Source organism: Bacillus cereus group sp. N31, assembly GCF_016483245.1.
Lineage (GTDB): Bacteria > Bacillota > Bacilli > Bacillales > Bacillaceae_G > Bacillus_A > Bacillus_A toyonensis.
Genome location: NZ_JAEHCH010000003.1, coordinates 188,053 through 213,732, shown reverse-complemented (window position 1 = coordinate 213,732; position 25,680 = coordinate 188,053). Strand labels below are relative to the sequence as shown.

Below are 25,680 nucleotides of genomic sequence, written 5' to 3'. Positions count from 1 at the left end.
CTTTAATAATTCCACTCTTTGTTACAATATTTCCTTTTTCAACTGTTTAATCTTCCAAGTTATATTAATAAATATATATAAATACATACAACCTATAAACCCTACCATACCTTTAAATATATAAGGAATTCTAGATTCTGATGGTCCAAGAAAACATAAGTAAAACGTTGGCATTATCGTTACAAACACAATTACAAAGAATAGTAATAACTCATTTAGTTTTTGTATCCTCGTATCCTTTTCTGAATATATATCAGGCAACTCATTTTCTTCTTCTACTTCTTTACAAAAATAATTCCATTTTGCAAAACTCGTTACATGTTTCCATCCACACATTTCATATATATCAATATATTCTTGTTGTTTTTCTTTTGAGTCTTTATAATCCAATCTAAAATCCGCTTTATATACTACATCTTTCGGCTCAGTTTTCTTAAACGTATACATTACATTATACTTTTGTAAAGCCCAACCTTTTTGATGCATTTTTCTTAAAAAGTCTTCTTCTTTTTCTAAACTCCATACCGCGAAAGGTTTGAATATCCTCTTTATCCCCATCTTCCATTCACTCCCCTAATATCCTGTTTCCATTTCTTACAGATCTCTGTAACCTGTTATATTCTAGCTCTAACACTTCTCTCCCAAACGACGTTAACTCATAGCACTTCTTTCTATCTGTAGAGGCCACTTCAACAATTAACTTCTCTTTTAGTAACTTCGTCGTATTCCCATATAAAGTACCAGGACCGAGCCTTACTTCCCCTTTTGTCATCTCTTCCACCATTTGCATAATTCCATATCCGTGCATTGGTTTCACTAATGACAAAAGTATGTAATACGTCGCCTCTGTTAACGGAATATATTTTTGTGCTTTTACATTCATTATACCTACCTCCGATACATCGTCTTATGATATATCGACTAACGATACATCGTATAACGATATTGTATAATCATATTCCAAAATATACAAGTATAATTTAATAATTAAATATCCATTTCTTTAAATTGAAAAATCATACCTATTTTCAGAATAATTTGTTAAAATATAGAAACATTAACTCTTTTATAATGAAAGGAATGATACATATGATTCATACATTAAATGAAAATATAGGGTGTGTGTTTGTTGGTAAAGAAAATGTTATTGATCTACTACTCGTTTCTCTACTTGCTGATGGACATGTACTGCTTGAAGACGTGCCTGGTACCGGGAAAACGTTGCTGGCGAAAACAATTTCAAAAAGTATTGGTGGTAATTTCTCTCGTATTCAATTTACCCCTGATGTACTTCCGAGTGATGTAACAGGTATTGAATATTTCAATCCAAAAACAAGCGAATTCGAATTAAGACTCGGACCAGTTATGACGAACATTTTACTAGCAGATGAAATTAACCGTGCAATGCCGAGAACACAGTCTAGTTTGTTAGAATCAATGGAAGAACGACAAGTAACGCTTGAAAAACAGTCTACTCCTCTTCCGAAACCGTTCTTTGTTATTGCGACGCAAAATCCGATTGAATCACAAGGAACTTTCCCTCTTCCTGATGCACAGCTCGATCGCTTTTTAATGACAATTGCAATTGGTTATCCGGCCCCAGAAGATGAGTTACAAATGATGCGACGTTTTCGTAACGATACACCATTAGAAAGTGTTACATCTGTTATCTCTTTAGAAGACATTTTAGAAGCGCAGAAACAAGTAAAAGAAATTTTCGTATCAGAACCGTTAGAACATTACATAATTAAACTTGCGCAAGCTACTCGAAATCACGATTACATTGCTAACGGTGTAAGCCCACGTGCCACTTTAGCTTTAGTGCGCGCAGTTCAAGCATTAGCCTTTTTACGTGGCAGAGAATATTGTACGCCTGAAGATATTCAATTTTTAGTTCCTTCTGTTTGGAATCACCGTATCGTCTTATCAATGGAAGGTGCATTACGCACGACAAAAAATGAAATTATGCAAAGGATTTTAAAAGAAGTTGATGTACCTGTGGAGATTGAACAAGCATGAATGGTCAACGCGTTGTAACTGTACCTTTATTTTTCCAGCTTCATATTATTCAATTAACTGTGCCAGTCGCGTTACTTTTCACATTCTTTTTCCCGCAACGAATGTTTATGTTTCTCTTTTTCTTCTATTATTTATTTGCGATTTTCATTTATAAATACGTCGCTTTCATAGAGAAAAAGTTTCAAGTTATAAATGAGAAACAGACGACTCGGCTATTTCCTGATGAAACTGGACAATTTTTTATTCATTTAAAAAATGGAGCAAGCATACCACTCGTGAATGGGGTTTGTTATTTTCATTTACATTCATCTCTTATACCGCATAAAGATCAAGGAATTGAACAAATTTCAAAGACATTATTCTCCTTTCCATTTTCACAACCTGCACATTCAGCGCAAAAATGGGATTTAACATTAACTGCGACGAAGCGTGGTGTGTTTCAAATTGAACAGTTCGAATGTGTATTAAAAGATCCATTTCATCAATTGAATGTACATTTACCTGTTTTTGATAAATTAAAGACCGAAATTATTGTGTATCCTTCTCCTAAAGAAGTAGCAGGTTTGCAAGAACTTCAGCAACTATTAAATGGTTCATATCGAACGAATTTTTCTTTTTACAATGATGAAACATCTATTATCGGTGTGAAACGATATGAGCGTGAATCATTCCGCTCTATTCATTGGAAAGCATCTGCTAAAATGCAGGAATTACAAGCAAAGCAATATGAACCAGTAAAAAATTATAGCTGGACGATTTGTCTATCTTTAGCTGCTAATCGCGGGTTTGGTTGGAGAGATAATGTAGAAGAACTTATTTCATATGCAACATATATTTGCCAGTACGCAACGAAGCAGCAAATTCCGTTTGAATTGTTTATTAGTGTATTAGCAGAAGGTGGCCCTCTGCACTTACCATTAAACGAAGGACAAATGCATTACGGGAAAGCATTAGAGGAATTGGCACGTATTTCAGATGATAGTACACTTCTTCCAAAACAAGGATTTCTTCACTATGTAACGAGAAAAAGAGAACGCTCGTCTACGCTGATTTACATCGGTATACAGAAGAATGACCTCCCTCTTCTAACGCAACCTACATTTCTCATAAATAATGAAGGGATGGTGGAAACAGTTGAAAACTTGGCTCTATCACGTTAATGACTTTATTCTGCTTCTCCTCCTTTCGTTATTAACAGAAAGAGATGAATTTGTTGCTATTGCTCTATTTTTAGCAACAGGCTATATTGGAGTACTTCTTATTCATAAATTCATGAAGAAACGAACGACAGGGTTTGTAATACTATTAATTATTCAAATCATCGGTTGCTCTTTCACTCTACCTTTTTCTCTTTTTGGCACAATTATGTTACCACTTTTCTTCTTTATCGTACATGCAATCGGACCTGGGTATCCGGTGCAAAAGTCGTTAGGCGGTATTTTATGGTTTGTCTTTACAGCTATATTTCATGCCCCTTTTCCACCGTTATGGAAATTATTATTATTAGTTTTACACATTATGATTACATTTTGGCAAACAGGTTCAAATCGTAATCAACAGCTATTACGTTTTACTTCTATTATTGCTATTGGAACAATTAGTGCTTTACTTATTCCGGTATTCCCTTATATTCGTCTTGTTTTTTCTTATATCGTTCAAGTTGTTGCGTTAGGATTCGGATACGCTATCAATCCGTTATTTTCGGCAGCTGCATTAAAAGAAACAGATGATTTTTGGTCGAATAAAGGGAATCTAAAAGATCCTACTATTAAAGATGACTTGGAGCCCCTTCCTTTTGATCCAATTCTTATAAATAGCATTACCATAATAGTCTGTACCGCCATCGCCATTTACATCGTTTGGAAAATAATAAAACATCGAAAACATTTAAGTTTACCTAATATTCCTGTCTTTGAATCTACAATTATTACTGATAAAGAAGGAATAGGCCAAAAACGAATGAAGCGATACAAACCACCACATAATGAAATTCGAAAAGAAATTTTCAAACTGGAAAGTAAATTATCCCCTCCTTTAAACCGGGAACGAGGAGAAACAGTTGAAGCATGGTTAGAAAGAATTCATGATGATGAAGGTATACATATTCAGAGGCATATTATTATAGATGCGTATAATGCAGTACGTTATTCAAATGGTGAAAACACTGTACTTCTGAATGAATTTAAGGAAGAGGTTTATAAGCTTTATGCATATGAGAAGAGTTTGAAGAAAAAGAGAAAATGATGTATACAAAAAGACTCCTATTAAACTAGGAGTCTTTTTGTAAAAGTCCACGTTGCTTTTCACAAATTATGCTTTTTTTCCTGCTTCAATTTCTAAAGATTCTTCATGCCACCAAAGTGTTTCTTCCGGATCCTCTTTAGCGATTTGGCGTGCTTCTTTTTTCGATTCTACTGTAGGATATGAACCTTTTAGCGCACGTCCTGATGTTGTAACGAATAGTACACTAAATACGACTAATCCAATTATACTTACACCTGCTAAATAAAATGCTGGTGCGAGCGGATTACCGGTTGCATGAACTAAGTATGAACATACGAGCGGTGTTGTTCCACCGAATATAGATACAGAAATATTAAAGGAGATCGAGAGTGCTCGATAACGTACATCGGTGAAAAAGAGTGATGGTAATAACGAAGGTAGTGTTCCTTCATACACACTTAGGAAGAAACCTAATACGAAAATACCTGCAAATATAGCTGCAATATGTCCGTTACCTATTAGTAAAAATGCTGGAATTGCAAATACGCTTAAACCAAGTAAACCAATTTGCACGACGCGTTTATTACCAATTTTATCACTTAATTTACCGAAATAAAGTGCCAATGGAATCATAAGTGCCATCGTAATCGAAATAATTAATAAGCCAGTTGTTTCTTTGACTTTAAGTACTTGAGTTAAATAAGAAGGAATATACGAAAGAATCATATAATTCGTAATATTAAAGAAGGCGACAATTACTGTGCTTAATAAGAAGTCTTTTTTGTGATATTTAATAATATCCATAAATGAAAATTGTTCATTGTCTTCAGATTCCTCTTGTGTTTTTTCCATCTCTTCAAAGATGGGAGATTCATCTAAATGACGGCGTAAATATAAACCGACCAAGCCTATTGGTGCAGCTATTAAGAAAGGAATACGCCAGCCCCAGCTGAGCATTTGCTCATCTGTTAACAATAACGTTAAAATGGTAACAATTACCGAAGCAGCAATGTAACCTGAGAGTGTTCCAATTTCAAGACCACTACCGAGTATACCACGCTTTTTATCTGGAGAAGATTCTGCGATATAAACCATTGCTCCTGAATATTCGCCGCCTGTAGAGAAGCCTTGAATCATTCGGGCAACTAAAAGTAGTATTGGTGCCCATACACCAATTTGTTCATAGGTTGGTAGTAATGCGATGAATAATGTAGAAAGTGCCATTAAAATAATAGTAGTACTTAATACGATTTTTCGGCCATACTTATCTCCTATTCTACCAAAGAATACACCTCCGATTGGTCGAACGAGAAAGGCCGCTGCAAATGTACCAAATGTAAGTACAAGCTGCAAACCACTATTATTAACACCTGAGAAGAATAATTGACTTAAAATTACCGCTAAATACGCGTATAATCCGAAGTCAAACCACTCCATTGCATTTCCTATACCAGTAGCAACCACTGCTTTCCTGGCTTGTTTAGGATTGACAATATTAACGTCTTGAGGTTCAAAATTTAAATCATTATTTTGTTGCATATAATAAAACAGCTCCTTGTTTAATTTAACTTCTTTAAGCACACCTTCTCTTATTGAATAAAATTAATTCGAAGCACTTAAGGAAAATTAATGTCTCCTTATCTGTTATTATTGTTTCACATAATTAATTATTTGTCCAATGAGATGCTCTCTATGTTAAGTAATTTACTATTTTAAAAAGCTGAAGAAGGCGCTATTTTAGCGCCTTCTTCAGCTTTTTATATTTTTTTTATATTTTTTTAAATACTTGCTGTAGCTGCTATGCTATGAACACAGGAAATAAACTCATAAGTGAATGTGTCAATTTCCTCTTTCGTAATAATATACGGCGGAAGTAATCGAATAATATTCCCTTGTGTTACATCGACTAACATTCCTTTATTCATTAGCTCAATCTGTAATTTCTTCACATTTTCATTCGTGTCATTCACACTTATCCCAAACATCATCCCCGCATGACGCACTTCCTGAATATAATAAGAATTTTCTTTCTGAATGTCTTGCAGTTTATCATTCAAATATAGTGACGTTTCATAAGCTTCTTGCATTAACCCATCATCAAGTAATGTATTTAATACCGTTAAACCTAAAGCTGTTCCCATTGATGAATGAGCAAATGTTGTGCCATGATCTCCTGGTGAAAATACATCGCATAGCTTTTCACCTACAATAATTCCCCCTAGCGGTATCCCTCCTCCTGCGCCTTTACCAATTTGAATAATATCCGGTGTAATATTAGAATTTTGATAAGCGAACAATTTCCCCGTTCTACCCATACCACTTTGTACTTCATCAACGATAAGCAGTACATTATACTTATCACAAAGATGTTGAACACCATATAAATATTCACTTGATAAAGGATATATCCCGCCACTTCCTAATACAGGCTCTAACATAATTGCAATAGGCTTTTCATTTAAAATTGTTTCTTCTAATTGCTCTATATTCTCACGCTCTACTTCGTATACAGGAATAGATGTTTTAGGGAAACTTTGATATACATTTTCTTGTCTCGTAAAATGAAGTGCCCCTAACGTTCGCCCGTGGAAACTACCTTTGAGCACAACGACACCTTCTCGCTCTTCATTCGTAATAGATCTATATTTATCAATTAATTTCAACGTTGTTTCTGTCGCTTCCGTACCAGAGTTTGTAAAAAATACTTTGCCGTTTTTTAAAGAGTACTCAACTAATTTCTTTGCATACTCAATCGCAACTGGGTTTAAAAAGTGAAATGGAAGATGCAACGATTTCGTAACTTGCTCCATTGTCGTTTGCACAATTTTAGGATGATTGTATCCTAATACATTTACTCCTACGCCAGAAAATAAATCTAAATACTCTTTACCATCTACATCATATAGATTACATCCTTCTCCTCTTTCCATTGCAACCTCTGTACGACAATATGTAGACATCATATATTCTTTATCTAATTGAAACCAATCCGACATGTTAAATTCCTCCTAGTTATTTTTCCTTTTTTAACGTTCATTCTCTATATAATCGTTTATAAATTAAGTTTTAAGATTGAAATTTTAATAGTGGTTTTCTTCCATCTTTTTAGTAAAACGTATGCTTTCTCTTCCCGATATTCATTTTTCCATAATTTCTTCTATTTCAACAGGTCCACTACATATGTGTTTTTTTCATCTAGCGGTATGTTACTTTGCATGTCATACATAATTAGGACTATAGAATCATATTTAGTAACAATCGACGAAAAATTTGGAGGCTATATCGATGAATGAAAAATATGATAAACATAGGAAAGAATTATTAGAAGAAGACTTTAATAAACATCGAGAACTTACTGAACCAGCTAAACTTCACTCTCAAACAGTTGGTTCACGTGAACCCGTACTAGAGCAAGATAGTGTACTGCATGAAACGTTACAAGAATTTATACATGAAAAAATTGTAGAAAGACCTGTTCATGTAAAAGGTTTTGGAGCATTCGGTTATTTTCAAACGATCTATCCGATGTCTGAACATACAAAGCTAATTTTTTTACAACATTCTAATGAGAAAGTTCCTGTTATGGTACGGTTTTCGTTAGCTGTTAGTACGAAAGGAACACCAGATACTTCTAGAAATGTACGCGGCTTTTCCACAAAATTTTATACAAAAGAAGGCGTTTTCGATCTTTTATGTAATCACATTCCTGTCTTTTCCGTTCGTGATCCGATGCGTTTCCCTGAAACGATTAAAGCGTTGTTACCTTCACCTAAAAATAACTTAATAGATCCGGATAGATTTTGGAATTTTGTCGCTAGAGCACCCGAATCCATTCATTTTGTTGTCCGTTTATACTCTAATGTCGGTACGGTAAAAAGTCTTCGTCACATCCCAGGACATAGTGTAAATACATACGTTTGGAGAAATGCTGAAGGCAATCGAAAGTACGTAAAGTATCATTGGTATCCTTTTGAAGGTGTACAATTCATTACTAGTAAGGAAGCTACTAAACTAGCTGCTGAAAATCCAGATTATAGTGGGAAAGATTTATATGATGCAATTGAGGCTGGTAAATCAGTGGAGTATGGTTTATATGTCCAGCTCATGGATCCAAAAGATGAAGTACATCTTTCTTATGATCCGCTAGATGATACAAAAGTATGGGATGAAAAGATGTACCCTCTTATACCAGTCGGTAAAATGGTATTAAATAAAAACCCTGAAAATTATATGGAACAAGTAGAAAAAGTCGCCTTCTCCCCTTCTAATTTACTAGATGGTGCAGAACTATCTGATGATAAAATGTTGCAAGGGCGTGCTAACATTTATAGCGATTCTCAAAGAAGAAGAATTGGACCCGAATTTCGAAAATTAGCGATTAACCAACAGCAAAATTGGACACCTGCTAATCAAATAACAAGCGGTGATGGAAGGTATGTTGAAGGTAAACTTGAAAGAGCTCCTATAACGAAACAGAATGACTTTACGCAGGCTGGTGAATTTTATACGCAGTTAAAACCAATAGAAAAAGAATATCTTGCTGAAAATTTAGCTAATGATTTGAAAGGTATATCTGATGATATTAGGAAGATCGTTTTGGAGTATTTCAATCGAGTATCCACTGATTTGAAAACAAAAATTGAGACAAAAATGAAAGAGCATTAAGAAGATTAAAACATACTTTCCGAATGAGAATTCAAATCTATATTAATTATTTTCTTGTCAAAATCCAATGAGTTTATTTAATTAAAAAATGTAAAGCCAATATATCCCTGTTCTATAATTAGAACAGGGATATATTGAAGTAGTTTAATGTTTAACATTAAATACTTTATTTCGCTAAAAAATGCAATAAGTAGCCTTTCAAAACAAACTATAGTAAACTACTTTACTTGTACCGTATAATTCCCTGTTCCACCACCATACTTATATACACTTAAGTAATATTTCCCTGGCTTTGCATTATAATTTCCAAGCAATTTGTTTCCATCACGTTTTGTTGCATAAGCTACATAATTGTTTAGATCTGATTCAGAATATAATACCCAGTTCAGTCCAAGATTTTGTTCGTTCGTAACAGAAATTTGTAAATCTTTTTGATCCTTTACATCAATGACAAATTTATCTCCCTGATCTTGATCGCTCAAGGTTCCTCTTAACAAAATATTCAAAGATAGTGGGTTTGCTGTTTCAAATGAATTATTTGGTTCTTTTTCTACAGCCGTACCTTCTTCCGTATTTACTCCGCTAAACACAACATCATATTCAAATTGTCCAGCATGATTAACACGGTAATTTATAAAATAAGCAGTCAATGTTTTATATCCAGTCCACTCTTTTCCTGAAATACGTTTCAATATTTCATTTGTTGCTTCATTCATTACTTTCCAATCCTCAATCTCTCCTTTTGCTGAACTTCCAGTATATGTCCCCTGTAGTGTAAATGTATTAAAGAATTGTGATTTATTCTTTGTTACTTTCACATCTTTTAACTTTGCTTCATTCGTAATATCTGAAGTAATGTCCGAAAGCGATTTTGGATCATGCTGCGCTAAGTACTCATCTGATACTTGTGGGATTGTATACTTATCGCGATTATCTATAAGCATTTGCATATAAGATTGATATTCTTCATTTAAGTTATTATCTTTGCTTAATGCAGAACGGTATGCGTCGTAACTTGAAACATCATTTGCACGAATTAAATCATGCACTTTATCGAACATTTCAGGACGTTTATTATACATATATGATTGCAATGCAAACGAATAGTTATAAAAATCCCACGTTCCATATTTCGCATTTAATGTTTGTGATGCTGTATAGCGTTTTGCAGGATCATTAGATAACCCACCAATTATACTTTTTCGCGGTACTACACTATATAATCGCGTTGAACCTGCAAAGAACTCTGCATTTCCTTCTTCAAACCATGTTAAACGTTCATTTTGATACATTTCCCCTTGGCCCCATAATCCCTGAACCTCGTACCTTCCTTGTAAGTAGTGTGTAAATTCATGGCGGAACAATTCTTCCAAACTATAAATACTTTGCTCTGGTGTACGTTCATATGTAAAGAAAGTTCCCGTTCCTTCAATATAAATTCCACCATTATTCGTTTCATATCCGTACAGTTGACGATTAAATTGATACTCATCTGGACTATTATAAATAACCATCGTTAGCACATCATCCGCATGTCCATTTTCAAGTGGTTTATCGCTACCAACTGTACGATAAAATTGAGAACGTACTTCTTTCGCTGCCCAGTATAGTCGCTTAATTTTCTCTTCACTAACCTTATCCCCAGCTTTAAAGACAATTGCTCCATCATCAAACGTATATGTTTTCGGTAAATATTTCTTTTTACCATCGTCTCGAATTTGATCTAAATTTATTGTTTTTCCGTTCGCATCTACTCCTCCGTAATTTGTAGTAATTTGTTCTGCCGCAACAAAGTATTGCTCTCCTAAATATGGATAAATTCGCATTGCGTCTGTAACAACTTGCTGTCCTTTTGTCGGCGTACTATGAAGCTTGCCCAATCGGCCAGCATAGTAAATTCCGTTATTAATTAACCATCCATTTTTATCTGTTACAGTACCAATTAGTGCGAAACGACTTACTTCATTAATAAAGTTATCGATATTTCGATACCACATCGTATCTTTCGGCTCTTTTCCAGTCGTGTACATATCCGTCTGAATATCAAAGTCAATTCCCTTCATCAACTCATATATTGCGTCTCCTTTTGTTCGGTCTTCAATGAAAGTTGCAAGATTATCGTTATATTGTTTAAAAATTTCACCTGCATATAAAACCGTTTCAACATCAGCCGATGCATTTCCAATTAATTTTCCATATGATGAAATAACTTTATTTTGTTCCGATGTACCAAGTTTAAAATTTGGATTTTTTGCAATTGTTTTTAAAGCCGGTAAACATTTATCATGGTAGCTACGCTCATTTAGTTTGCTTAATTCATCATGGTAAAAACCTAAATAAAATGCTGCACGTAGAGCTTCTACTAATGTTTCAATCCCTTTTGAATCATCTTTCGTATAAGCTTGTCCTTGTTCTACTAGTTTATTAATAATCGCTTGCATTCGACTATCATCTTGATAGAATTTAAGACTATCACTATTAAACTGAAATAATTCTGGAATTTGATACCATTTAATTGTCACAAGAAGATCAGTTAATTGTTTGTTATTTAATTGATTTAACTCAGCCATCGAATATTTTTTTTCTTCAGCTAACGGTTTAATATTATCGGTTGGTGCTAGTGGACGCTGCGATAAATCCGCTAATTTTAACCGTTTTGTAAAAGATGCATTTTCTTGTACTTTTGAAGGGTGCGCCAATTCATCAACAGATTTCTGTATTCCTACCGGCTCCATTTGTAATACGTTCTTCACATTTTTCTCTTTTGTCTCTGCTTGAATTTGCAAACCATTACATGTTATTGTCACTAGTCCAACACCAAGAATCCACTTAGAAATTTTCGAATATTTAACCATACCATTGCCCCCTAATAATTTAAAAGAAAATTCTGAATTTTAAAATCAAAAAAACACTTATTTGTATGTATTTACAGTTCCGCTATAAATACAACTATGATCAATAATGCAATAGTAGCTTGTTTTATACTATTACGAGTACAGATTCCTTACATACAATCTCCCTTCCTTACATGTAATACAAGCAAAAACTGTGCCAATCATATTTCTTATGAATAGCCAACATTCTTTTATAAATACTGTAGAATAAAATATACATAGGTGGTTCGACAATGTATAAATCATTTGACACAAAATCTAATTTTTATGAAGAACAAATTCATTGAATGTTATAAGTTCATTAGCAAATACATAATTTTCAACTAACAACATCGCAAATTTTTAAATCTCTCAAAAAAGGTAAACAAACATATTCCATAAAGCTAATATGTTTGTTTACCTTTTCCAATTTCAAATCAACAGCAAGATATCGTTGAATAAAAGCAGCATTAATACGTATTTTGTTATTCATTTCTCTTTTTCATATAATCCTTTTCACATTGTAACGGTTTGAATTTCACTTTTTTCCCTTTCTTCTTTTTCGTTTTTATAACGAGCCATTCCCCTTTTTCAACGTCTAGTTTTAGGCGTTTCATTACATTGATATTATCGTTTTCTTTATAAAGTAAAAATGCCTCTTGCGCCCTTACAAATAAGCTCGGCTGCTCGCTAAATCCACCACTATCATAAATTTTAGTTAGCGAATTATAATAAGAATCATTTTCCTTTCCACCATACATCAAATGGGCAGCCTCCAAGTCTCTTTTACTTACTTCCCAAAAACTATGTTCATTAATATTTAAATTAAATGTGGATTTAATGTCCTGTATTATATTCTTCACATACTTTTCATCTCGAACTTTTCTTTCTTCAAGACAATCCGAAGATAACCTTGGTGCATCTGATTGGGAATGTACAACGTGTTGTATCGATACACACAGAATAAATATGCTTAAAATGTAAAATATTTTTTTCATATTTACATATCACCTCAAATGATTTAGATACTATATCATTTGAGGCTTACAATATTCTTATGCTAATAATAAGAAAAATCCTATAAAATAAAATTTTTATAGGATCTTTCCTTTTAATATTGCTTTATCAAATTCACGGGCGGGGCAACTACCTTACTACTTTTCACATCATATAATCCTATAGGTGTTACTCGTATAAACGGCAAGTGCGTCGCAGAAAAGAATAAAATGGTAAATGCCGGATCGTTATAAGCATAGCCTCGCTCTTGTAGTAATTTCACCATCTTTTTCTCTTCCTGTATTAATTCACTCATTTTTAAATTAGACATAATCCCGAGCAATGGTAATGCTATTTCGTGTAACACTTCATTGTTTTCTGCTATGACCATTCCACCACCGAGCTCTTTTACTCTACGAAAAGCTGTAAGCATATCTTCTTTCCTTTTTCCGATAAGAATGATGTCACCTGTACCAGAATAAGAACTTGCAAGACCTCCTAGTTCTTTCGCAAAACCTTTCACCGCTGTATTCACTCGCCAACTGCCATCACGAGCAATCATCATAAGGAAACATTCATCATGATCTGTGGATAATTCATCACAGTCTATATTGATTTCACTAGTATATGGTTTTGTAATAACGTTATTTAATAAGTGTATCCCCGTTTTATTAGAGAAAATCATATCCTCTTTTTCTATTGACCAATCTAATGATAATGGAGTTACTTTATATTTACTCCAGTCTATATGTAATGCTTCATGTGTATTTACACCATCACGCTTCACCCATTTCCCCTTTGCAAGGACACTAATTGGTACTGGGTTTTCTTTACTTTCTAAAATATTGATATTAGCAATTCTACCTGTCGCAATTGAACCCTGTACATGTTCCATATTATAATAGCGAGCAATATTATAACTTGCCATATCGTATGCATCTATTACTGGCACTCCTTGTTTTATCGCGGTAGAAATCATAACGTTTGTCATTCCATCTTCATAAAACGAAGGATGTGAACCATCTGTTGTAAAAATGAATCTATCAAATTGCTTAACACCTAATTCTAGTAATTCTTTCAATAAAACTTCTAAATCTGGACGAATCGAAGAATTTCTAAGAGAAACAGTGTAGCCTTGCATAAGGCGCGTGAAAGCTTCCTGTCCTGTCATCGCTTCATGATCACAATCTGTACCTAACAGTTTTAACTTCGCTAAAGTCGTTTCAGATGCCCCCGGAAAATGTCCTTCTACTTTTTTCTGTAACCGCTTCGTTTCCTGCACCCAATTTAACATTTCATCATCGCCATGTAATAGTTTCGGCCATGCTGTTAACTCGCCGCCTTGAAGAACTGCGTCATGCTTTAGCCACTCTACTATTTCTTCACTATTAAATAAAGATTCCCCATTTTGCAGCTCAGTTTGCCCATCAAAACGACACCACCAATACATACTTGCCGGAACCTTTTTAAATTCATCTAATAAACGAAATGCTTCTTCACGTTGTAATGTGAAAAATAAAGTTAAATTATCATTAATAAAAGTTGTCGTCCCAAATTGCATCGCATGATTCGCTAACGTCTCTGGATTATACAATTGATATGGATGTGCATGCGGTTCGATGTAACTAGGAACTACATGCTTTCCATCGCAATCAATCACTTCACATTCACTTAGTTGCTCTGGCAATTTTTCTCCTACATATACAATGCGGTCATCATAGATCCAAATATTCGCTTTCATCCACTCACGCATATACGAATTTAAATATGTTGCATTCCTTAATAAAATGTGTGGACTTCTTTTACCATCTAATACTTCAACATGTTCTCGTAATTGCTTGTTAGTCCATTTAAAATGATTTTGTTCCATTGTATTCAACTCCAAATCAACTCATAATTATTTTGATTAAAACGAGAAATACTTAACTAACTAAAGTATTTTCTATGCATAACTCCCCTATTGATGCCCCTATACCCTTCATTATATGGAATGATTCCAAAAATAACAATTTTCAGAATCATACACATATCTCTTTTATCCAAAATAAAAAGAATATCAGGTAACTGACATCCTTTTTATTTTTATCGTAAGCTATATGATTGATTTTCACTTTGAAATACACTTGATGCCCTATCATAAATGCTACTACTGTCCATAGTTGCGCATTTTACAAAGTACCTCTTTTATATACAACTATAACAAAATTCCATTCATTTTCTTTTCATCTATTTATTAAATTCAATTTGCATCATTTTATTAAACTGCGAAACAATATCGACCTCATCTAAAGAGTTAATACTGACAGCCAATGTATGCTTACCACCAATTACTCCGCCAGCAAAAGTTGTAAATCCGGGAATTCCTCCTCCGTGACCCCAAACTGAAACACCATTCGGAAGTTTAGTCTCATAGATTCCAAGACCATACCCATCACCAACCGCTTTTCCTTCTACAGGAACTGTAGTAAGCATTTCTTTTAGCTCTCGTTCCTTCAATAACTTACCACTGAGTAAAGATGAAAAGAATTTATTTAAATCATCCGCATTAGAAATCATATCTCCAGCTGAATTAGCTAAACTCGGATTATAATACGTAATGTCTTTCAACTCGCTCGTTCCTTCGGTTTTCACATACCCACGAGCATGATTCTTTCCTGGGATGACAGGTGAATTACCTGGTAAAAACGTATTTGACAAGTCCAAAGGTTCAATAATTCGCTTTTCGATTTCTTCCGCATAACTATTACCAGTTATTTTTTCAATAAGCATTCCTAGTATTACGTATCCTGTGTTTGAATACGACCAGCCTTTACCTGGCGAAAAATCCGGAGGCAGCGCAAGTCCTATTTTCACTATTTCTTCTGCTGTATACGTTTTTTTCGAATTCATTATGTCAGCATCTTTTGACTTTAAATATTCAGCTATACCACTCGTATGATTCAAAAGTTGGCGTATCGTAATTTGATTACCATCATACCCATTTCCTTGAATGAGGCCCGGTAGCCACTTTTCAATTGAATCGTCAAGTTGTACGCGATTTTCTCCAACTAATTGCAGAACAGTCGTGGCAGTAAACGTTTTCGTCACACTACCAATCCGAAATCGATAATCTGATTTCACCGGTTTCTTTGTACTTAAATCTGCTACGCCAGCAGTATAACTACTCGTTTTTCCGTTATTATACGCCTTAGCTAATATTCCTACAGCGCCAAGCTGTACTGTTTCCTGCATTACTTGTTTCCATGTATTCCGATTCTTTTGATCATGTACTTGTGACGCATTAGAAATATTTTGGGCTGACTCTGCCTTCACAGTAAAACCTGGCGTGAATAGAGTAGTACCCGCTAATAAAACTGCAAAACTTGCTACCTTAATTGAATTACATTTTTTCATAAGGCTTTCTCTCCTCCATTAATATCGGATTGATTCAAGCTATACTTTCATCCTATATGATAAATCTCTCTTTTTTCTTATCCATTCCTTACGAAATACTTACGTTTAAATTTAAATACGGTAAACTGAGGAAGAGTTATGCATGCAAATAAAAAGAGAACGTATTTTCATTTTTCATGTAAACACGTTCTCTTTTTATTTAAAATTCTATATCAACTTTTTATTCTATTCTTTAAACAACTAATCTTTTTTCACTTTTACCATCCTGCACTGGCGTTCATACCATTTCCGATAATAGTAAGAAATAATGGCCACAGTACTGGCCCTAACGTAAGAAATATATTTAGAAGTATAAGTATTCTATATCCCACGGTAAAATTATTATTTTTACGATTTACCAATACTATAATAAATAATAATATTATGGTCGTTAAAAATAAAAATAGAATTAGCAACCAATACCAAACCATTAAACTGAGACTCCATGGTGTTAATAGCTCGTGTATTATACCAAATATGATTCCTAATACCCCAAAACTAAAGGTAGTAACTGTTGATTTTATAAGCAATTTATTTAATGTTTTTTCATATGTATTTTTACAATATAAATCTATTAAAGTGAATAAAGATAAATATGCCATTAATACACCTACCCAAGACAATAACCAGTCCCCGCCACCTCTAAATAACAAGAACATCAACCAACACATACCTACTGCAGAAAAAATAAAGGAAATAAGTATGCTTTTTAATACCAGTTTCATTATATTTTCACATCCTTAAAAATAAATTGTAAGTTTTTACTAAACTCATGTAATTTTTTATTAACATGCTACCCATTAATTGTTTAGTTTTAGTGCATCTTTTTTTCATTTTATATTAATAAAACAAAGATACACTCATAAATAATTTAAGAAGCAATACTATACAAAGAGTTACATATAGCTTATATATTCTTCCATTGGTAGAGATATAAAAAATTAAGTATACATTAACATGCAATTAAATATAAGTAAATAAAATTAATTTACAATTAATTTTATTTACTTATATAATTGTTATATTTAGATTAATTACGCCATCTTTTTTATTTTGAAATAGTACATTCTGCTATTCATACCGCCCTTTTCCATCCCGTTCTATCCACTGTATAGTCTTCTCTATATCTAACTCCGTATACGCCTTTTCCCCATACCGAACTGACTCATATAACGGAATAATATCTCTCGATCTACAAATTCTCTCTAGCCATTGTTGCATCGTTTCATAGGACCTTCTCTGTTCATGAAATGGTAAAGTTCTTTCCCATTTAACTAAGCTTTTCCTTATTTTATCTGTAGGTAACGAATGCTCTGACCGATGAATGACTTTTTCATTCTTTACGGTTCTTACCGTATCTTCTTTTGTTACCGATTGTTTCTCCTGTTCTATTTCTGATTTCGTTAACTTTTTCCTAATAGATTTGTAGAGAAAATATATAATTACCACTGCAATAACTATATAAAAAACTATACTAATCCATGAATTTGAAAGCACCGAAAATACGTTTCTCCATGAACTTTCCTTTTCAAAACCTTTAAATTTTTTACCCGTTGTCGTTCTCTCACCATTATCTCCTACTTTTTTCTCTTCTAAAGGTGTTCCATAACCTTCAGTATCACCGTAGTTTATAGTTTCCTTATAAATTTTTTCAGGTTTCTTTTCACTAAAAAAACGCTCTTTTACTATATCTTGTACATACACAACACCTTGTGATAACGTTATCGCACTAATCGCAAAGAAAAGTATGATTAAGGTTCTTACACTCCATAACTTCACTTTCATATGCCGCTTTTTATTTACCATGACATAAGCCCCTTCTTATTCTTTCATTACAATCCATTTATTCGTTCTACTGTATTTCTTTGGTGAAGTACCAATAATTAAAGGAACCGCATCCAGTTCCTTTCGACGAAAACCAGCTGTGTAAAAATAAGAAGAAGATATAGGCGTATCTTGGTCTGATATCGAGGCAAGTACCCTTAATACATTTTGCAAATGTTTCCGATTATCCCCATTTTTTATATGTAGCAAACCGTTATCTTTTTCACTATTGATCCATACTTCAAATGAACAGTTTTGTATGAGCAATTGTTTACATATACCCGCCGTTAATTCGATTAGTTCCTCTGTATCATTTCGCAAAGAAACACCACTTTTATTTTGCAAGTTGAGATAAATCGCGTATTTATCACATTGTGTTCGCTCATACTTTTTCGCAGTTATCGTCCCTGTTTTCGCGGTTGCACTCCAGTGGATGGAACGAAAATCTTCATTTTCATAAGACTTTACTCCCATTACTTTCGTTTCATCATATAAGGGTGAAGACATCGCTTTTCGAAATCCTCGTGACCATTCTTGTAATTCAGGAACTTGTATTTTCGGAACAGCTGGTAAGACTAAATAAGACGGCGTATCAACTTGTTTATATGTTATATGGTTCGTTATAAATCCAAAGAGATCAGTAATCACAATTTCAACTTCTTCCCATTTCGCGATGCCTCTTTTTAACGCTACAGCTTGCAAATCAAATGAAACTGACTCCTTTCCTTTTAAATTAAAATTCATATAATAATTTGAACCTGTACTATGATTTTTGTTTATTTCATCATGATTCCAAGTTAGCTTATTTTCACATTTAAATCGAAATACGATATTAAGAATAGGAAATATCGACTTGTTTGAAATTTTCATTTTGCACATATTCGTTTCACCTATAAAAACGTTCGAATTCCCTTGACTGTATTCCCATTCAACACGAGATAATTTACGTATATATACATGCATAGCACCTATTAAAATTACATATAAAAATACGAGAGATAAAAACAGTAGATTACTTGAAAATATACTTAAAATAACGGCTACAACTGACATAACCCCCATTACGAAAGGCTCCGCTAAAGGTGTATACACAAGCTGTTGATTCATCGTACATTCTCCACTGGCACACTAATCGTATGAAGAATTTCTTTCATAATTTGTTCTTTCGTCGTTTTCATCTCTCCCTCAATCGTTAACGTTAAACGATGAGCACAAACTGATGCAGCGAGCGTCTTAATATCATCTGGCGTACAGTAATCTCTTTCATTTAATATTGCCCGTGCTTGAATTGCTCTCATAAATGCCAACGTTCCCCGAGGGCTTACACCAATTTCAATTAACTCATGGTTACGAGTTGCTTCAATAATTTCAAGGAGATAATCTTGCACATCATTCCCTACTAACACTTCTCTTGCACGCTTTTGCATCGTAATAATTTCTTCACTTGAAATAATAGAATGTAACGTTTCTAATGGATCATTCATTTGAAACCGATTCATCATTTCCTTTTCAGCTTCTCTCGTAGGATAACCTTGGCGTATTGTGAGTAAAAACCGGTCTAACTGAGCATCTGGTAACGGAAATGTGCCCGCTGATTCGAGTGGATTTTGCGTTGCTATAACTAAAAAAGGTTCTGGTAATGAATGTGTCTGTTTCGCAATTGTAACAGTACGCTCTTCCATAACCTCAAGTAACGAAGATTGTGTTCTCGGTACGGCTCGATTAATTTCATCCACTAATACGATATTTGCAAAAATGGGTCCTAACCTCGTTTTAAAATCCGATTCCTTCACATCAAAATATTCAAGGCCAATAACATCTCCAGGCAAAGTATCCGCTGTAAATTGTATTCTTTGGAATTTAACGTTCACACTTTTAGCCAAACTTTTCGCTAACGTTGTTTTTCCTGTCCCAGGTACATCTTCTAATAAAATGTGTCCTCTTGCTATTAGAGCAATGGCTGCTAGTTCTATCGATTCGTCTTTTCCTATAATAACTTTCGAAATATTGTTAGTAATTTTCTTTAATGTACTCATATAGTAATCTACCACCTTTTAATTATCTAAAAATTAAGAATATATTTTTCCCAAATTATAACATGTATTTCAAAGATGAAATAGAGTGAAAATGAATCTTTTATTTTTTCTTCATTGCACGCAAAAAAGCACCTATTGTCGTATATTGACAATGAGGTGCTTAACTCAATCCAACAGCTTTCTTTCCCTCTAATTTTTAGTAACAATACATCCTTTTTTCTCCCACGCATGCATTGTTTTCAATTAACTAGTAAAATGCATTCTAATATTACATATAATGAAAACCATTTCTATTTTATCGTTATAGAACTTCCTCTACATCGACACTCTCTATCTTTACTTCATACATATTTGGGATGTTTGCTTCTTTTGGTACCCATGCATAATAATTTTGATCATTTTCTAACATAAATTGAACTAACTTTGTTTCTGAAACATTCCAGAAATTTTTAAGATTATCAATGTAGTCCTCTAAATCTTCTTTATAGTCCAATTGTAATATATAATCTCTTAATGTCAGGGCAAACACAATTAAACTTCCTAATAGATTTTTTTGCTCGTTTTCTTCTTCATACTCTTGTGGTAAGAACCACACTTGACCTATTCCTATCGTTTTTTTGTATTTTTCATAAAAACTACTATCACCCATATTCTCATAGTCATGGATCAATTCATTGACCAATGAATGCCATTTTGGAGGAATAATGTTTTCCAATGCAGGATTATTTTCAATTCCTTCTACTATATCCTCGATTTCTTCTATCTCATCTTCATAGTGATATTCACTTAGGTCTATATGCTTGTATTTCATTTCATTTTTATAATGTGCCAAATCATATGGATAATGGTTATTATCTTTTAAACTTGTATCATCAAGTTCGAGTATCTTTACTAGTGCAGCTGTCTCAAAGCTCCAGTACCCTACATATCCAGGTTCTTTATGTGCATTTTTCCATTCATAATCATAATGGCCTTTAAACCATTCTTTCCCCATATACGTTTGTAATCTTTTAGACGCTTCTTTTTTATCTGTTTGTGCAAGTTCTATAATCTCTCTCGTTTTTGCATATGGATTTTCTTTATAATATCTGTTCGTCATTTTTGTGTATCCGATATCACTAGCGCATAAGAGGAAATCAATTACTGCATCATTCACATTTTTTTTATCAACTATCTTTTTTAATCTTTCTATATTCTTTTTATCCGTTTCTAACAAAATTCCTAAGGAAATCATCCAAATTAGACTTAAATATCCAATTTCCCTACTCCCTGTATTCTCTAAATCATAAATTGCATTATGAAAATCTTCTTCTATTACACTAATTTCTTCCCCTAAAGAATACTTTGCCCTAATATCCTCCATCTCATATCTAAAATTGGCTAGATAGGTCCCTTCTATAATACTCTTATTATCTTTAGAATATCTTTGAATTCCATTTTTAGTATCTTCTTCTAAACTTTTAATATCTTCTCTATTTTCCTCTATAAACTCTTTATTATATTTAATTCCTTCTCTACATTTTTCTTCTATACATAAATAATTTCTCATATCATTCAATTCCTCCTCGCTTCTAAATTATGGCCACTCTCCAACGATGTTACCCTTTGCATCTATCTTAAATGTTTTAACCTTTCCACTACTATCGACTTTTGATAATACTCTTTCTACCTTATCTCTCTCCAATGCTTTCGTAATCTTATCTGCTAATCTTTTATCTCCATCAACAGCTTTCAATATTCTACTTTTTTCAGTCTTCACACCTGTCAACCAATCATCCGACATTTGTCGTCCATCTTTAGTTTTCCCTAATTGTGAACTGCCAAATTTAGCTTCATCAATAACATATTTGATCTTTGATTCTGCATTTGTATTTTCGTATAATCCATCAATTCCTTTTACTATTTTATCATTTATGCCTGATGGTGCACTTTTTCCGACTGGCTTTAAATCAAATCCAGCATCTTTTAAACTTTGATTATTCAATAAATTGTCACTTGATTTTATTTCACCATAATTACCTTTTTGCTTATTTGTAGCTGTTTTTGCATCAAAATTATCTACAGTTGTATTTTTACTACTGCTAGGTTTACCGTTAGCTGTACCCTTAGCAACCCCCGCACTCCCAGACGTTGCTTTCTTCACATCTCCAACCTTTTTTAAATCATGAAGTTTATCAACTATTTTTACACTCTTGCCATATGGGGACATCATTCCAGCTGCTAGGAGTTTTTCACCATAGGTAGCTTCTGAGTCAAAAAGTGTGAAAAGATCACCAAAGAGAAAATCGAATCCAAACTTCGCCACACCGATTAAAAAAGGATCGAGTACTGGCCTTCTACCACCGACTGGCTGGCCAAAAATGTTATGCTCCATTTCATAATCATCGGTTTCAACTTGGAAATCCTCACCTATATTCCCTTTTATTGTACCATTTTTAATTCCTTCAATATATTTTTGTGTCGCTTGTATCTCTTCTTTTGTAAATCTATTGTTGATAGATATATTTTCGATACTTATTCCTTCCATGTCGTTATACACATTGTGCTCTAAGTCTACGCTTTTTCCAATACCATTGTCAGATTTCCGTATTTTCTCTTCTATAATTATTTGAATTTGCTTTGCCCATTCCATATTTAACTTTTCACTATGAAACGTCCCACTCACAGGATTAAATCCTTTCCCGCTTTGCACTTCAGCGAGTCCGGCTGTGATGTTAGCTGCTAATTGGAGAGCGGTGCTGTAGTTGTTGCTGGATGAATGATTGAATTCATATAAATGCTCTAGTTTTTCTTCCAGTTTTTTTCTCATTGCACCTAATACCGTTACAATTGCACCTACTCCAGGCATTGGTGTTAGTACTTCTATTGCTTCTATACTTGTAATCGATTGATTAATTCCCCTTATTTGTTCTCTTATTTCTTGTTCAATCACATCTGTCGAAGCAACTTTCGCTTGGAACTCGTTTGGAAATGCTTCGTTTTGGCGAATTAATTCTTCACATAAGCATATGATTCCTTGCGCTAATGGTCGAAATGTTTGGACAAGGTAGGCTTTTGCACTACTGTATGTTTGTCCTTGTAATACTGTATCTACCGCAAAGGCATCGATAGATTGAATGGCTTGTTCCATACTTTCAATCGTAGCATTACATATAGCGTTCATACTTTGAGTTTGACTTTGTACTTCTCCCAAATACATGTTTAAACTCATGTATTGGCCTCCCTTTGTAGTTGCTGCTGTTCATAGGAAAGGTCGTTTTCTTTCTCACTGAGATGCCGTTTTTCTTTAAGCAACGTCTCTTTTTCATTTTCTAATTCGAATGTAAGTTTTCTTTCATACTGTCCGATTTCTTGCCGCATATTCGTAAAAAGGTGAAACACTTCTTTGTCGCCGTGCCAAATTTCTAGTATTCGCTTAAATAAACGATTGCTTCTATTTTTCCATTCATGAAAACTAGCCTCAGCTCGTTCTTGATTTTGCAGCGCAATTCGGTTTTTATTTTGTTCTTCAAATATAATTCGTAATTTTTTATTACATTGACTGATTCTCGTTTCAATTTCTTGACTCATCTTTTCTCCCTACCTTTTCCCCTTTACGTAGGCTGTTACATTATTGAAAAGTCTTTTGAAGTCCTGTATCCATTTTCTCAAATTCATTTGCTACGGAATGGATATTATCAATTGTTTGTTGAAAAGCAGTACAAAATTGTTTCGTGATCTGTAAATTTTGTTGATTTGCTTCTTGTGCTTTAAAGTTCACAGATAGTGTAGTACGCGTTGCCTTATTTATAGAGCGACTAGCAGCACTTTGCATTCTATCTGAAGCAGTTCTCATTTTCGTTGCAAGTTGTGTTGCCGTATGCAAATTACTTTGAAATTCTCCCATTAATTACTCCCCTCTACCTTTTATTTACAAAAAAATTATACCACGGAAAAATATCCCAATAAGCCGAATGTTCGAATTTAACATACAATTCACCACAGTTACTGAGGATACGAGCAATACTTATCTATCAACATAACTGAGTCCAAAATGGATTCTACTTATACAAAAAAGATGACTTCAGCCATATGCTAAAGTCATCTTTTTCTACCTTTTTATTTTACTAATTCTCCATTATAAGCTTTTATATTAAGCGGAGCAGTTAAAAATTGTGCTGCTTTACTAACGAAAGATGTGAAGTGTTCACTCGTATTATGGCTCGCAACTGCTGCTTCATCTTTCCATACTTCTACCATCGTATAAACACTTTCTTTTTCTGTATCTTTATATAAGTCATAAGATACATTTCCACTTTCTTCTCTTGAACCGTGAATGAGTGGCTGAATTTCTTTTAAAAATGATTGTTGTTTTGCTGGATCTACTTGAAATATTGCGTGAATAATAATCATGGTGCTTCCCCTCTCATATTCCACTTATTTCTTTAAATTTACTTCCACTCAGCAACTTTTTCAATTGGAAGACGTACTGATTGGTAACCACTGTCAGCAGCTTTCCCGATTGAAATTAGCATTACTGGTACGTAGCGTTCTTTATCTAGTCCAAATGCTTCTGCAATTTGGTCTTTTTCAAATCCACCAATTGGACAAGTATCATAACCGTGAGCACGAGCAGCTAGCATAAATTGCATCGCTACAAGACCACCGTCAATTAATACTGTATCTTTCATTACTTCTGGTGTAACCATTGAGAAATAAGCTGAAAGTTTTTTCATTTGGTCTTCTTTTACTTCTGCTGGCATAAGTCCACGCTCTACTGCTGTACCGTAAATTTCTTCTGCGTTATCAAAGTTGTTTAAGTCACCAAATAAAGCGATCATTGCTGAAGACGTTTCTACTTGAGATTGATTAAATTTCGCAAGTGGCGCAAGTGTTGCTTTCGCTTCGTCACTTTCAATCACTACAAATCTCCATGGTTGCATGTTTACTGAAGATGGTGCAAGTGTTGCTTCTGTAAGAATTTCTGTCATTTCTTCTTTGCTAATTTTCACTGAAGGGTCGTACTTACGAATTGAACGACGTCCTGTTAAAATTTCGTTAAAATCATTTGTTTTTACTGAGTTAGTCATAGTTGTATTCTCCCTTTTTTATAATTCTTTTATATTTTCTTGGATGTGATTTAACATATTTAAAAGATTATCGCGTTCTTCCTCACTTAATCCTTTAAATGCAGATGCTGCAAAACGTTCTTTTTCCTCTTGAAACGCCTGAATTTTATTTCGTCCCTCTTCAGTAAGAGAAACTAACGTAATTCTGTTATCATCTGGATTTTTACGTCTTACAATCATTTCATTGGCCTCAAGCTGCTTTAAATGCCTTGTTATCGCAGCATTATCAATATTCACTTCTTGCTGAAGTGCTTTTTGACTAATTTCACCTACTTCAAATAATTGAAGTATAAGCTCTAATCGAGACTGGCTCATACCCGTACACCCTTCAAATTTCGAACTTACTTCTTTATTTAGAAAGTGTAATTTATATAAAATAATCGCTTCTTTTGAGCATGAACTTGTCAAATTAACCCTCCTTTACAATCAAAATATAAACATTTGATGTATCAATAGTTGATATGTCAATTAATATAATCTATATCGATTTAGAATGCAAGCATT

General features: G+C 33.7%; 23 protein-coding genes. 4 read left to right on the top strand and 19 right to left on the bottom strand.

Annotated elements, in window-relative coordinates:
* Positions 1-21: 21 nt before the first annotated feature.
* Both JDS81_RS07535 and JDS81_RS07530 read right to left on the bottom strand, forming a co-directional pair.
* Positions 22-558, bottom strand: a complete 537-nt coding sequence (locus JDS81_RS07535) for a DUF2812 domain-containing protein (RefSeq protein ID WP_097954631.1) — start codon at positions 556-558, stop codon at positions 22-24.
* Positions 559-565: 7 nt separating this feature from the next.
* The gene (locus tag JDS81_RS07530) at positions 566-883 is read right to left on the bottom strand and encodes a PadR family transcriptional regulator (RefSeq protein ID WP_097954630.1); all 318 of its coding nucleotides are present in this window, start codon (positions 881-883) and stop codon (positions 566-568) included.
* A 206-nt stretch (positions 884-1,089) separates the two neighbouring features.
* On the opposite strand from JDS81_RS07530, the gene JDS81_RS07525 reads away from it, so the two are divergent.
* The 3 genes from JDS81_RS07525 to JDS81_RS07515 are packed head-to-tail and all read left to right on the top strand — an operon-like array spanning position 1,090 to position 4,263.
* Entirely contained in the window at positions 1,090-2,019 is a 930-nt protein-coding gene (locus JDS81_RS07525) for an AAA family ATPase (protein WP_097954629.1), read from the top strand.
* Positions 2,016-3,179, top strand: a complete 1,164-nt coding sequence (locus tag JDS81_RS07520; protein WP_001014404.1) for a DUF58 domain-containing protein — start codon at positions 2,016-2,018, stop codon at positions 3,177-3,179. Before JDS81_RS07525 ends, JDS81_RS07520 begins: the two co-directional genes overlap by 4 nt.
* Positions 3,154-4,263 (top strand): DUF4018 domain-containing protein, encoded by a 1,110-nt coding sequence (locus tag JDS81_RS07515; protein ID WP_097954628.1) that lies wholly within the window; start codon positions 3,154-3,156, stop codon positions 4,261-4,263. Before JDS81_RS07520 ends, JDS81_RS07515 begins: the two co-directional genes overlap by 26 nt.
* A 66-nt stretch (positions 4,264-4,329) precedes the next feature.
* On the opposite strand, the gene JDS81_RS07510 is transcribed toward JDS81_RS07515, so the two are convergent.
* Both JDS81_RS07510 and JDS81_RS07505 read right to left on the bottom strand, forming a co-directional pair.
* Positions 4,330-5,781, bottom strand: coding sequence for an MFS transporter (locus JDS81_RS07510; RefSeq protein ID WP_097955118.1), 1,452 nt, complete (start codon positions 5,779-5,781; stop codon positions 4,330-4,332).
* A gap of 239 nt (positions 5,782-6,020) precedes the next feature.
* Positions 6,021-7,238, bottom strand: a complete 1,218-nt coding sequence (locus JDS81_RS07505) for an aspartate aminotransferase family protein (RefSeq protein WP_097954293.1) — start codon at positions 7,236-7,238, stop codon at positions 6,021-6,023.
* A gap of 289 nt (positions 7,239-7,527) precedes the next feature.
* Between JDS81_RS07505 and JDS81_RS07500 the strand changes: the two genes are divergently transcribed.
* Positions 7,528-8,907, top strand: a complete 1,380-nt coding sequence (locus JDS81_RS07500) for a catalase (protein ID WP_097954294.1) — start codon at positions 7,528-7,530, stop codon at positions 8,905-8,907.
* Between the two features lie 218 nt (positions 8,908-9,125).
* On the opposite strand, the gene colA is transcribed toward JDS81_RS07500, so the two are convergent.
* From colA to JDS81_RS07425, 15 genes are all read right to left on the bottom strand, one after another.
* A complete protein-coding gene (gene colA, locus JDS81_RS07495) occupies positions 9,126-11,762 on the bottom strand; it encodes a collagenase ColA (RefSeq protein ID WP_097954295.1) in 2,637 nt (878 codons plus the stop codon).
* 503 nt (positions 11,763-12,265) lie between these two features.
* Positions 12,266-12,778: a hypothetical protein gene (locus JDS81_RS07490; protein WP_097954296.1), complete on the bottom strand. Its 513-nt coding sequence runs from the start codon at positions 12,776-12,778 to the stop codon at positions 12,266-12,268.
* 113 nt (positions 12,779-12,891) lie between these two features.
* Positions 12,892-14,646, bottom strand: a complete 1,755-nt coding sequence (locus JDS81_RS07485) for an adenine deaminase C-terminal domain-containing protein (RefSeq protein ID WP_097954297.1) — start codon at positions 14,644-14,646, stop codon at positions 12,892-12,894.
* A 356-nt stretch (positions 14,647-15,002) separates the two neighbouring features.
* A complete protein-coding gene (locus tag JDS81_RS07480) occupies positions 15,003-16,169 on the bottom strand; it encodes a serine hydrolase domain-containing protein (RefSeq protein WP_098157929.1) in 1,167 nt (388 codons plus the stop codon).
* 257 nt (positions 16,170-16,426) lie between these two features.
* Positions 16,427-16,933, bottom strand: a complete 507-nt coding sequence (locus tag JDS81_RS07475) for a DUF3902 family protein (RefSeq protein ID WP_097954299.1) — start codon at positions 16,931-16,933, stop codon at positions 16,427-16,429.
* A gap of 346 nt (positions 16,934-17,279) precedes the next feature.
* The gene (locus tag JDS81_RS07470; protein ID WP_097954300.1) at positions 17,280-18,014 is read right to left on the bottom strand and encodes a hypothetical protein; all 735 of its coding nucleotides are present in this window, start codon (positions 18,012-18,014) and stop codon (positions 17,280-17,282) included.
* A gap of 15 nt (positions 18,015-18,029) precedes the next feature.
* A complete protein-coding gene (locus JDS81_RS07465; RefSeq protein WP_097954301.1) occupies positions 18,030-19,139 on the bottom strand; it encodes a DUF58 domain-containing protein in 1,110 nt (369 codons plus the stop codon).
* Positions 19,136-20,068, bottom strand: coding sequence for an AAA family ATPase (locus tag JDS81_RS07460; RefSeq protein WP_000105672.1), 933 nt, complete (start codon positions 20,066-20,068; stop codon positions 19,136-19,138). Before JDS81_RS07460 ends, JDS81_RS07465 begins: the two co-directional genes overlap by 4 nt.
* 301 nt (positions 20,069-20,369) lie before the next feature.
* On the bottom strand, positions 20,370-21,617 hold the full coding sequence (locus JDS81_RS07455) for a PoNi-like cognate immunity protein (protein ID WP_097954303.1): 1,248 nt from the start codon (positions 21,615-21,617) through the stop codon (positions 20,370-20,372).
* A gap of 27 nt (positions 21,618-21,644) precedes the next feature.
* Positions 21,645-23,279 (bottom strand): T7SS effector LXG polymorphic toxin, encoded by a 1,635-nt coding sequence (locus JDS81_RS07450; protein WP_097954304.1) that lies wholly within the window; start codon positions 23,277-23,279, stop codon positions 21,645-21,647.
* Positions 23,276-23,638, bottom strand: a complete 363-nt coding sequence (locus JDS81_RS07445) for a DUF3958 family protein (RefSeq protein ID WP_097954305.1) — start codon at positions 23,636-23,638, stop codon at positions 23,276-23,278. The genes JDS81_RS07450 and JDS81_RS07445 overlap by 4 nt, the downstream gene beginning before the upstream one ends.
* A gap of 40 nt (positions 23,639-23,678) precedes the next feature.
* Positions 23,679-23,954 carry a TIGR04197 family type VII secretion effector gene (locus tag JDS81_RS07440; protein WP_097954306.1) on the bottom strand — a complete coding sequence of 92 codons (276 nt, stop codon included), beginning with the start codon at positions 23,952-23,954 and terminating at the stop codon, positions 23,679-23,681.
* A gap of 212 nt (positions 23,955-24,166) precedes the next feature.
* Complete coding sequence (locus JDS81_RS07435) at positions 24,167-24,460, bottom strand: putative quinol monooxygenase (protein ID WP_097954307.1); 294 nt, start codon at positions 24,458-24,460, stop codon at positions 24,167-24,169.
* Between the two features lie 38 nt (positions 24,461-24,498).
* On the bottom strand, positions 24,499-25,137 hold the full coding sequence (locus JDS81_RS07430) for a nitroreductase family protein (protein ID WP_000185391.1): 639 nt from the start codon (positions 25,135-25,137) through the stop codon (positions 24,499-24,501).
* 18 nt (positions 25,138-25,155) lie between these two features.
* The gene (locus JDS81_RS07425) at positions 25,156-25,584 is read right to left on the bottom strand and encodes a MarR family winged helix-turn-helix transcriptional regulator (protein ID WP_000204162.1); all 429 of its coding nucleotides are present in this window, start codon (positions 25,582-25,584) and stop codon (positions 25,156-25,158) included.
* Positions 25,585-25,680 lie beyond the last annotated feature (96 nt).

Bases quoted from the DNA above. Each gene is read 5' to 3' on its own strand.
- JDS81_RS07500 (WP_097954294.1), top strand. From the start codon at position 7,528: ATGAATGAAAAATATGATAAACATAGGAAAGAATTATTAGAAGAAGAC.
- JDS81_RS07510 (WP_097955118.1), bottom strand. From the start codon at position 5,781: ATGCAACAAAATAATGATTTAAATTTTGAACCTCAAGACGTTAATATT.
- JDS81_RS07455 (WP_097954303.1), bottom strand. From the start codon at position 21,617: ATGAGAAATTATTTATGTATAGAAGAAAAATGTAGAGAAGGAATTAAA.
- JDS81_RS07480 (WP_098157929.1), bottom strand. From the start codon at position 16,169: ATGAAAAAATGTAATTCAATTAAGGTAGCAAGTTTTGCAGTTTTATTA.
- JDS81_RS07465 (WP_097954301.1), bottom strand. From the start codon at position 19,139: ATGAATCAACAGCTTGTGTATACACCTTTAGCGGAGCCTTTCGTAATG.
- JDS81_RS07505 (WP_097954293.1), bottom strand. From the start codon at position 7,238: ATGTCGGATTGGTTTCAATTAGATAAAGAATATATGATGTCTACATAT.
- JDS81_RS07430 (WP_000185391.1), bottom strand. From the start codon at position 25,137: ATGACTAACTCAGTAAAAACAAATGATTTTAACGAAATTTTAACAGGA.
- JDS81_RS07435 (WP_097954307.1), bottom strand. From the start codon at position 24,460: ATGATTATTATTCACGCAATATTTCAAGTAGATCCAGCAAAACAACAA.
- JDS81_RS07525 (WP_097954629.1), top strand. From the start codon at position 1,090: ATGATTCATACATTAAATGAAAATATAGGGTGTGTGTTTGTTGGTAAA.
- JDS81_RS07490 (WP_097954296.1), bottom strand. From the start codon at position 12,778: ATGAAAAAAATATTTTACATTTTAAGCATATTTATTCTGTGTGTATCG.
- colA (WP_097954295.1), bottom strand. From the start codon at position 11,762: ATGGTTAAATATTCGAAAATTTCTAAGTGGATTCTTGGTGTTGGACTA.
- JDS81_RS07520 (WP_001014404.1), top strand. From the start codon at position 2,016: ATGAATGGTCAACGCGTTGTAACTGTACCTTTATTTTTCCAGCTTCAT.
- JDS81_RS07530 (WP_097954630.1), bottom strand. From the start codon at position 883: ATGAATGTAAAAGCACAAAAATATATTCCGTTAACAGAGGCGACGTAT.
- JDS81_RS07450 (WP_097954304.1), bottom strand. From the start codon at position 23,279: ATGAGTTTAAACATGTATTTGGGAGAAGTACAAAGTCAAACTCAAAGT.
- JDS81_RS07445 (WP_097954305.1), bottom strand. From the start codon at position 23,638: ATGAGTCAAGAAATTGAAACGAGAATCAGTCAATGTAATAAAAAATTA.
- JDS81_RS07460 (WP_000105672.1), bottom strand. From the start codon at position 20,068: ATGAGTACATTAAAGAAAATTACTAACAATATTTCGAAAGTTATTATA.
- JDS81_RS07535 (WP_097954631.1), bottom strand. From the start codon at position 558: ATGGGGATAAAGAGGATATTCAAACCTTTCGCGGTATGGAGTTTAGAA.
- JDS81_RS07485 (WP_097954297.1), bottom strand. From the start codon at position 14,646: ATGGAACAAAATCATTTTAAATGGACTAACAAGCAATTACGAGAACAT.
- JDS81_RS07440 (WP_097954306.1), bottom strand. From the start codon at position 23,954: ATGGGAGAATTTCAAAGTAATTTGCATACGGCAACACAACTTGCAACG.
- JDS81_RS07470 (WP_097954300.1), bottom strand. From the start codon at position 18,014: ATGGTAAATAAAAAGCGGCATATGAAAGTGAAGTTATGGAGTGTAAGA.
- JDS81_RS07475 (WP_097954299.1), bottom strand. From the start codon at position 16,933: ATGAAACTGGTATTAAAAAGCATACTTATTTCCTTTATTTTTTCTGCA.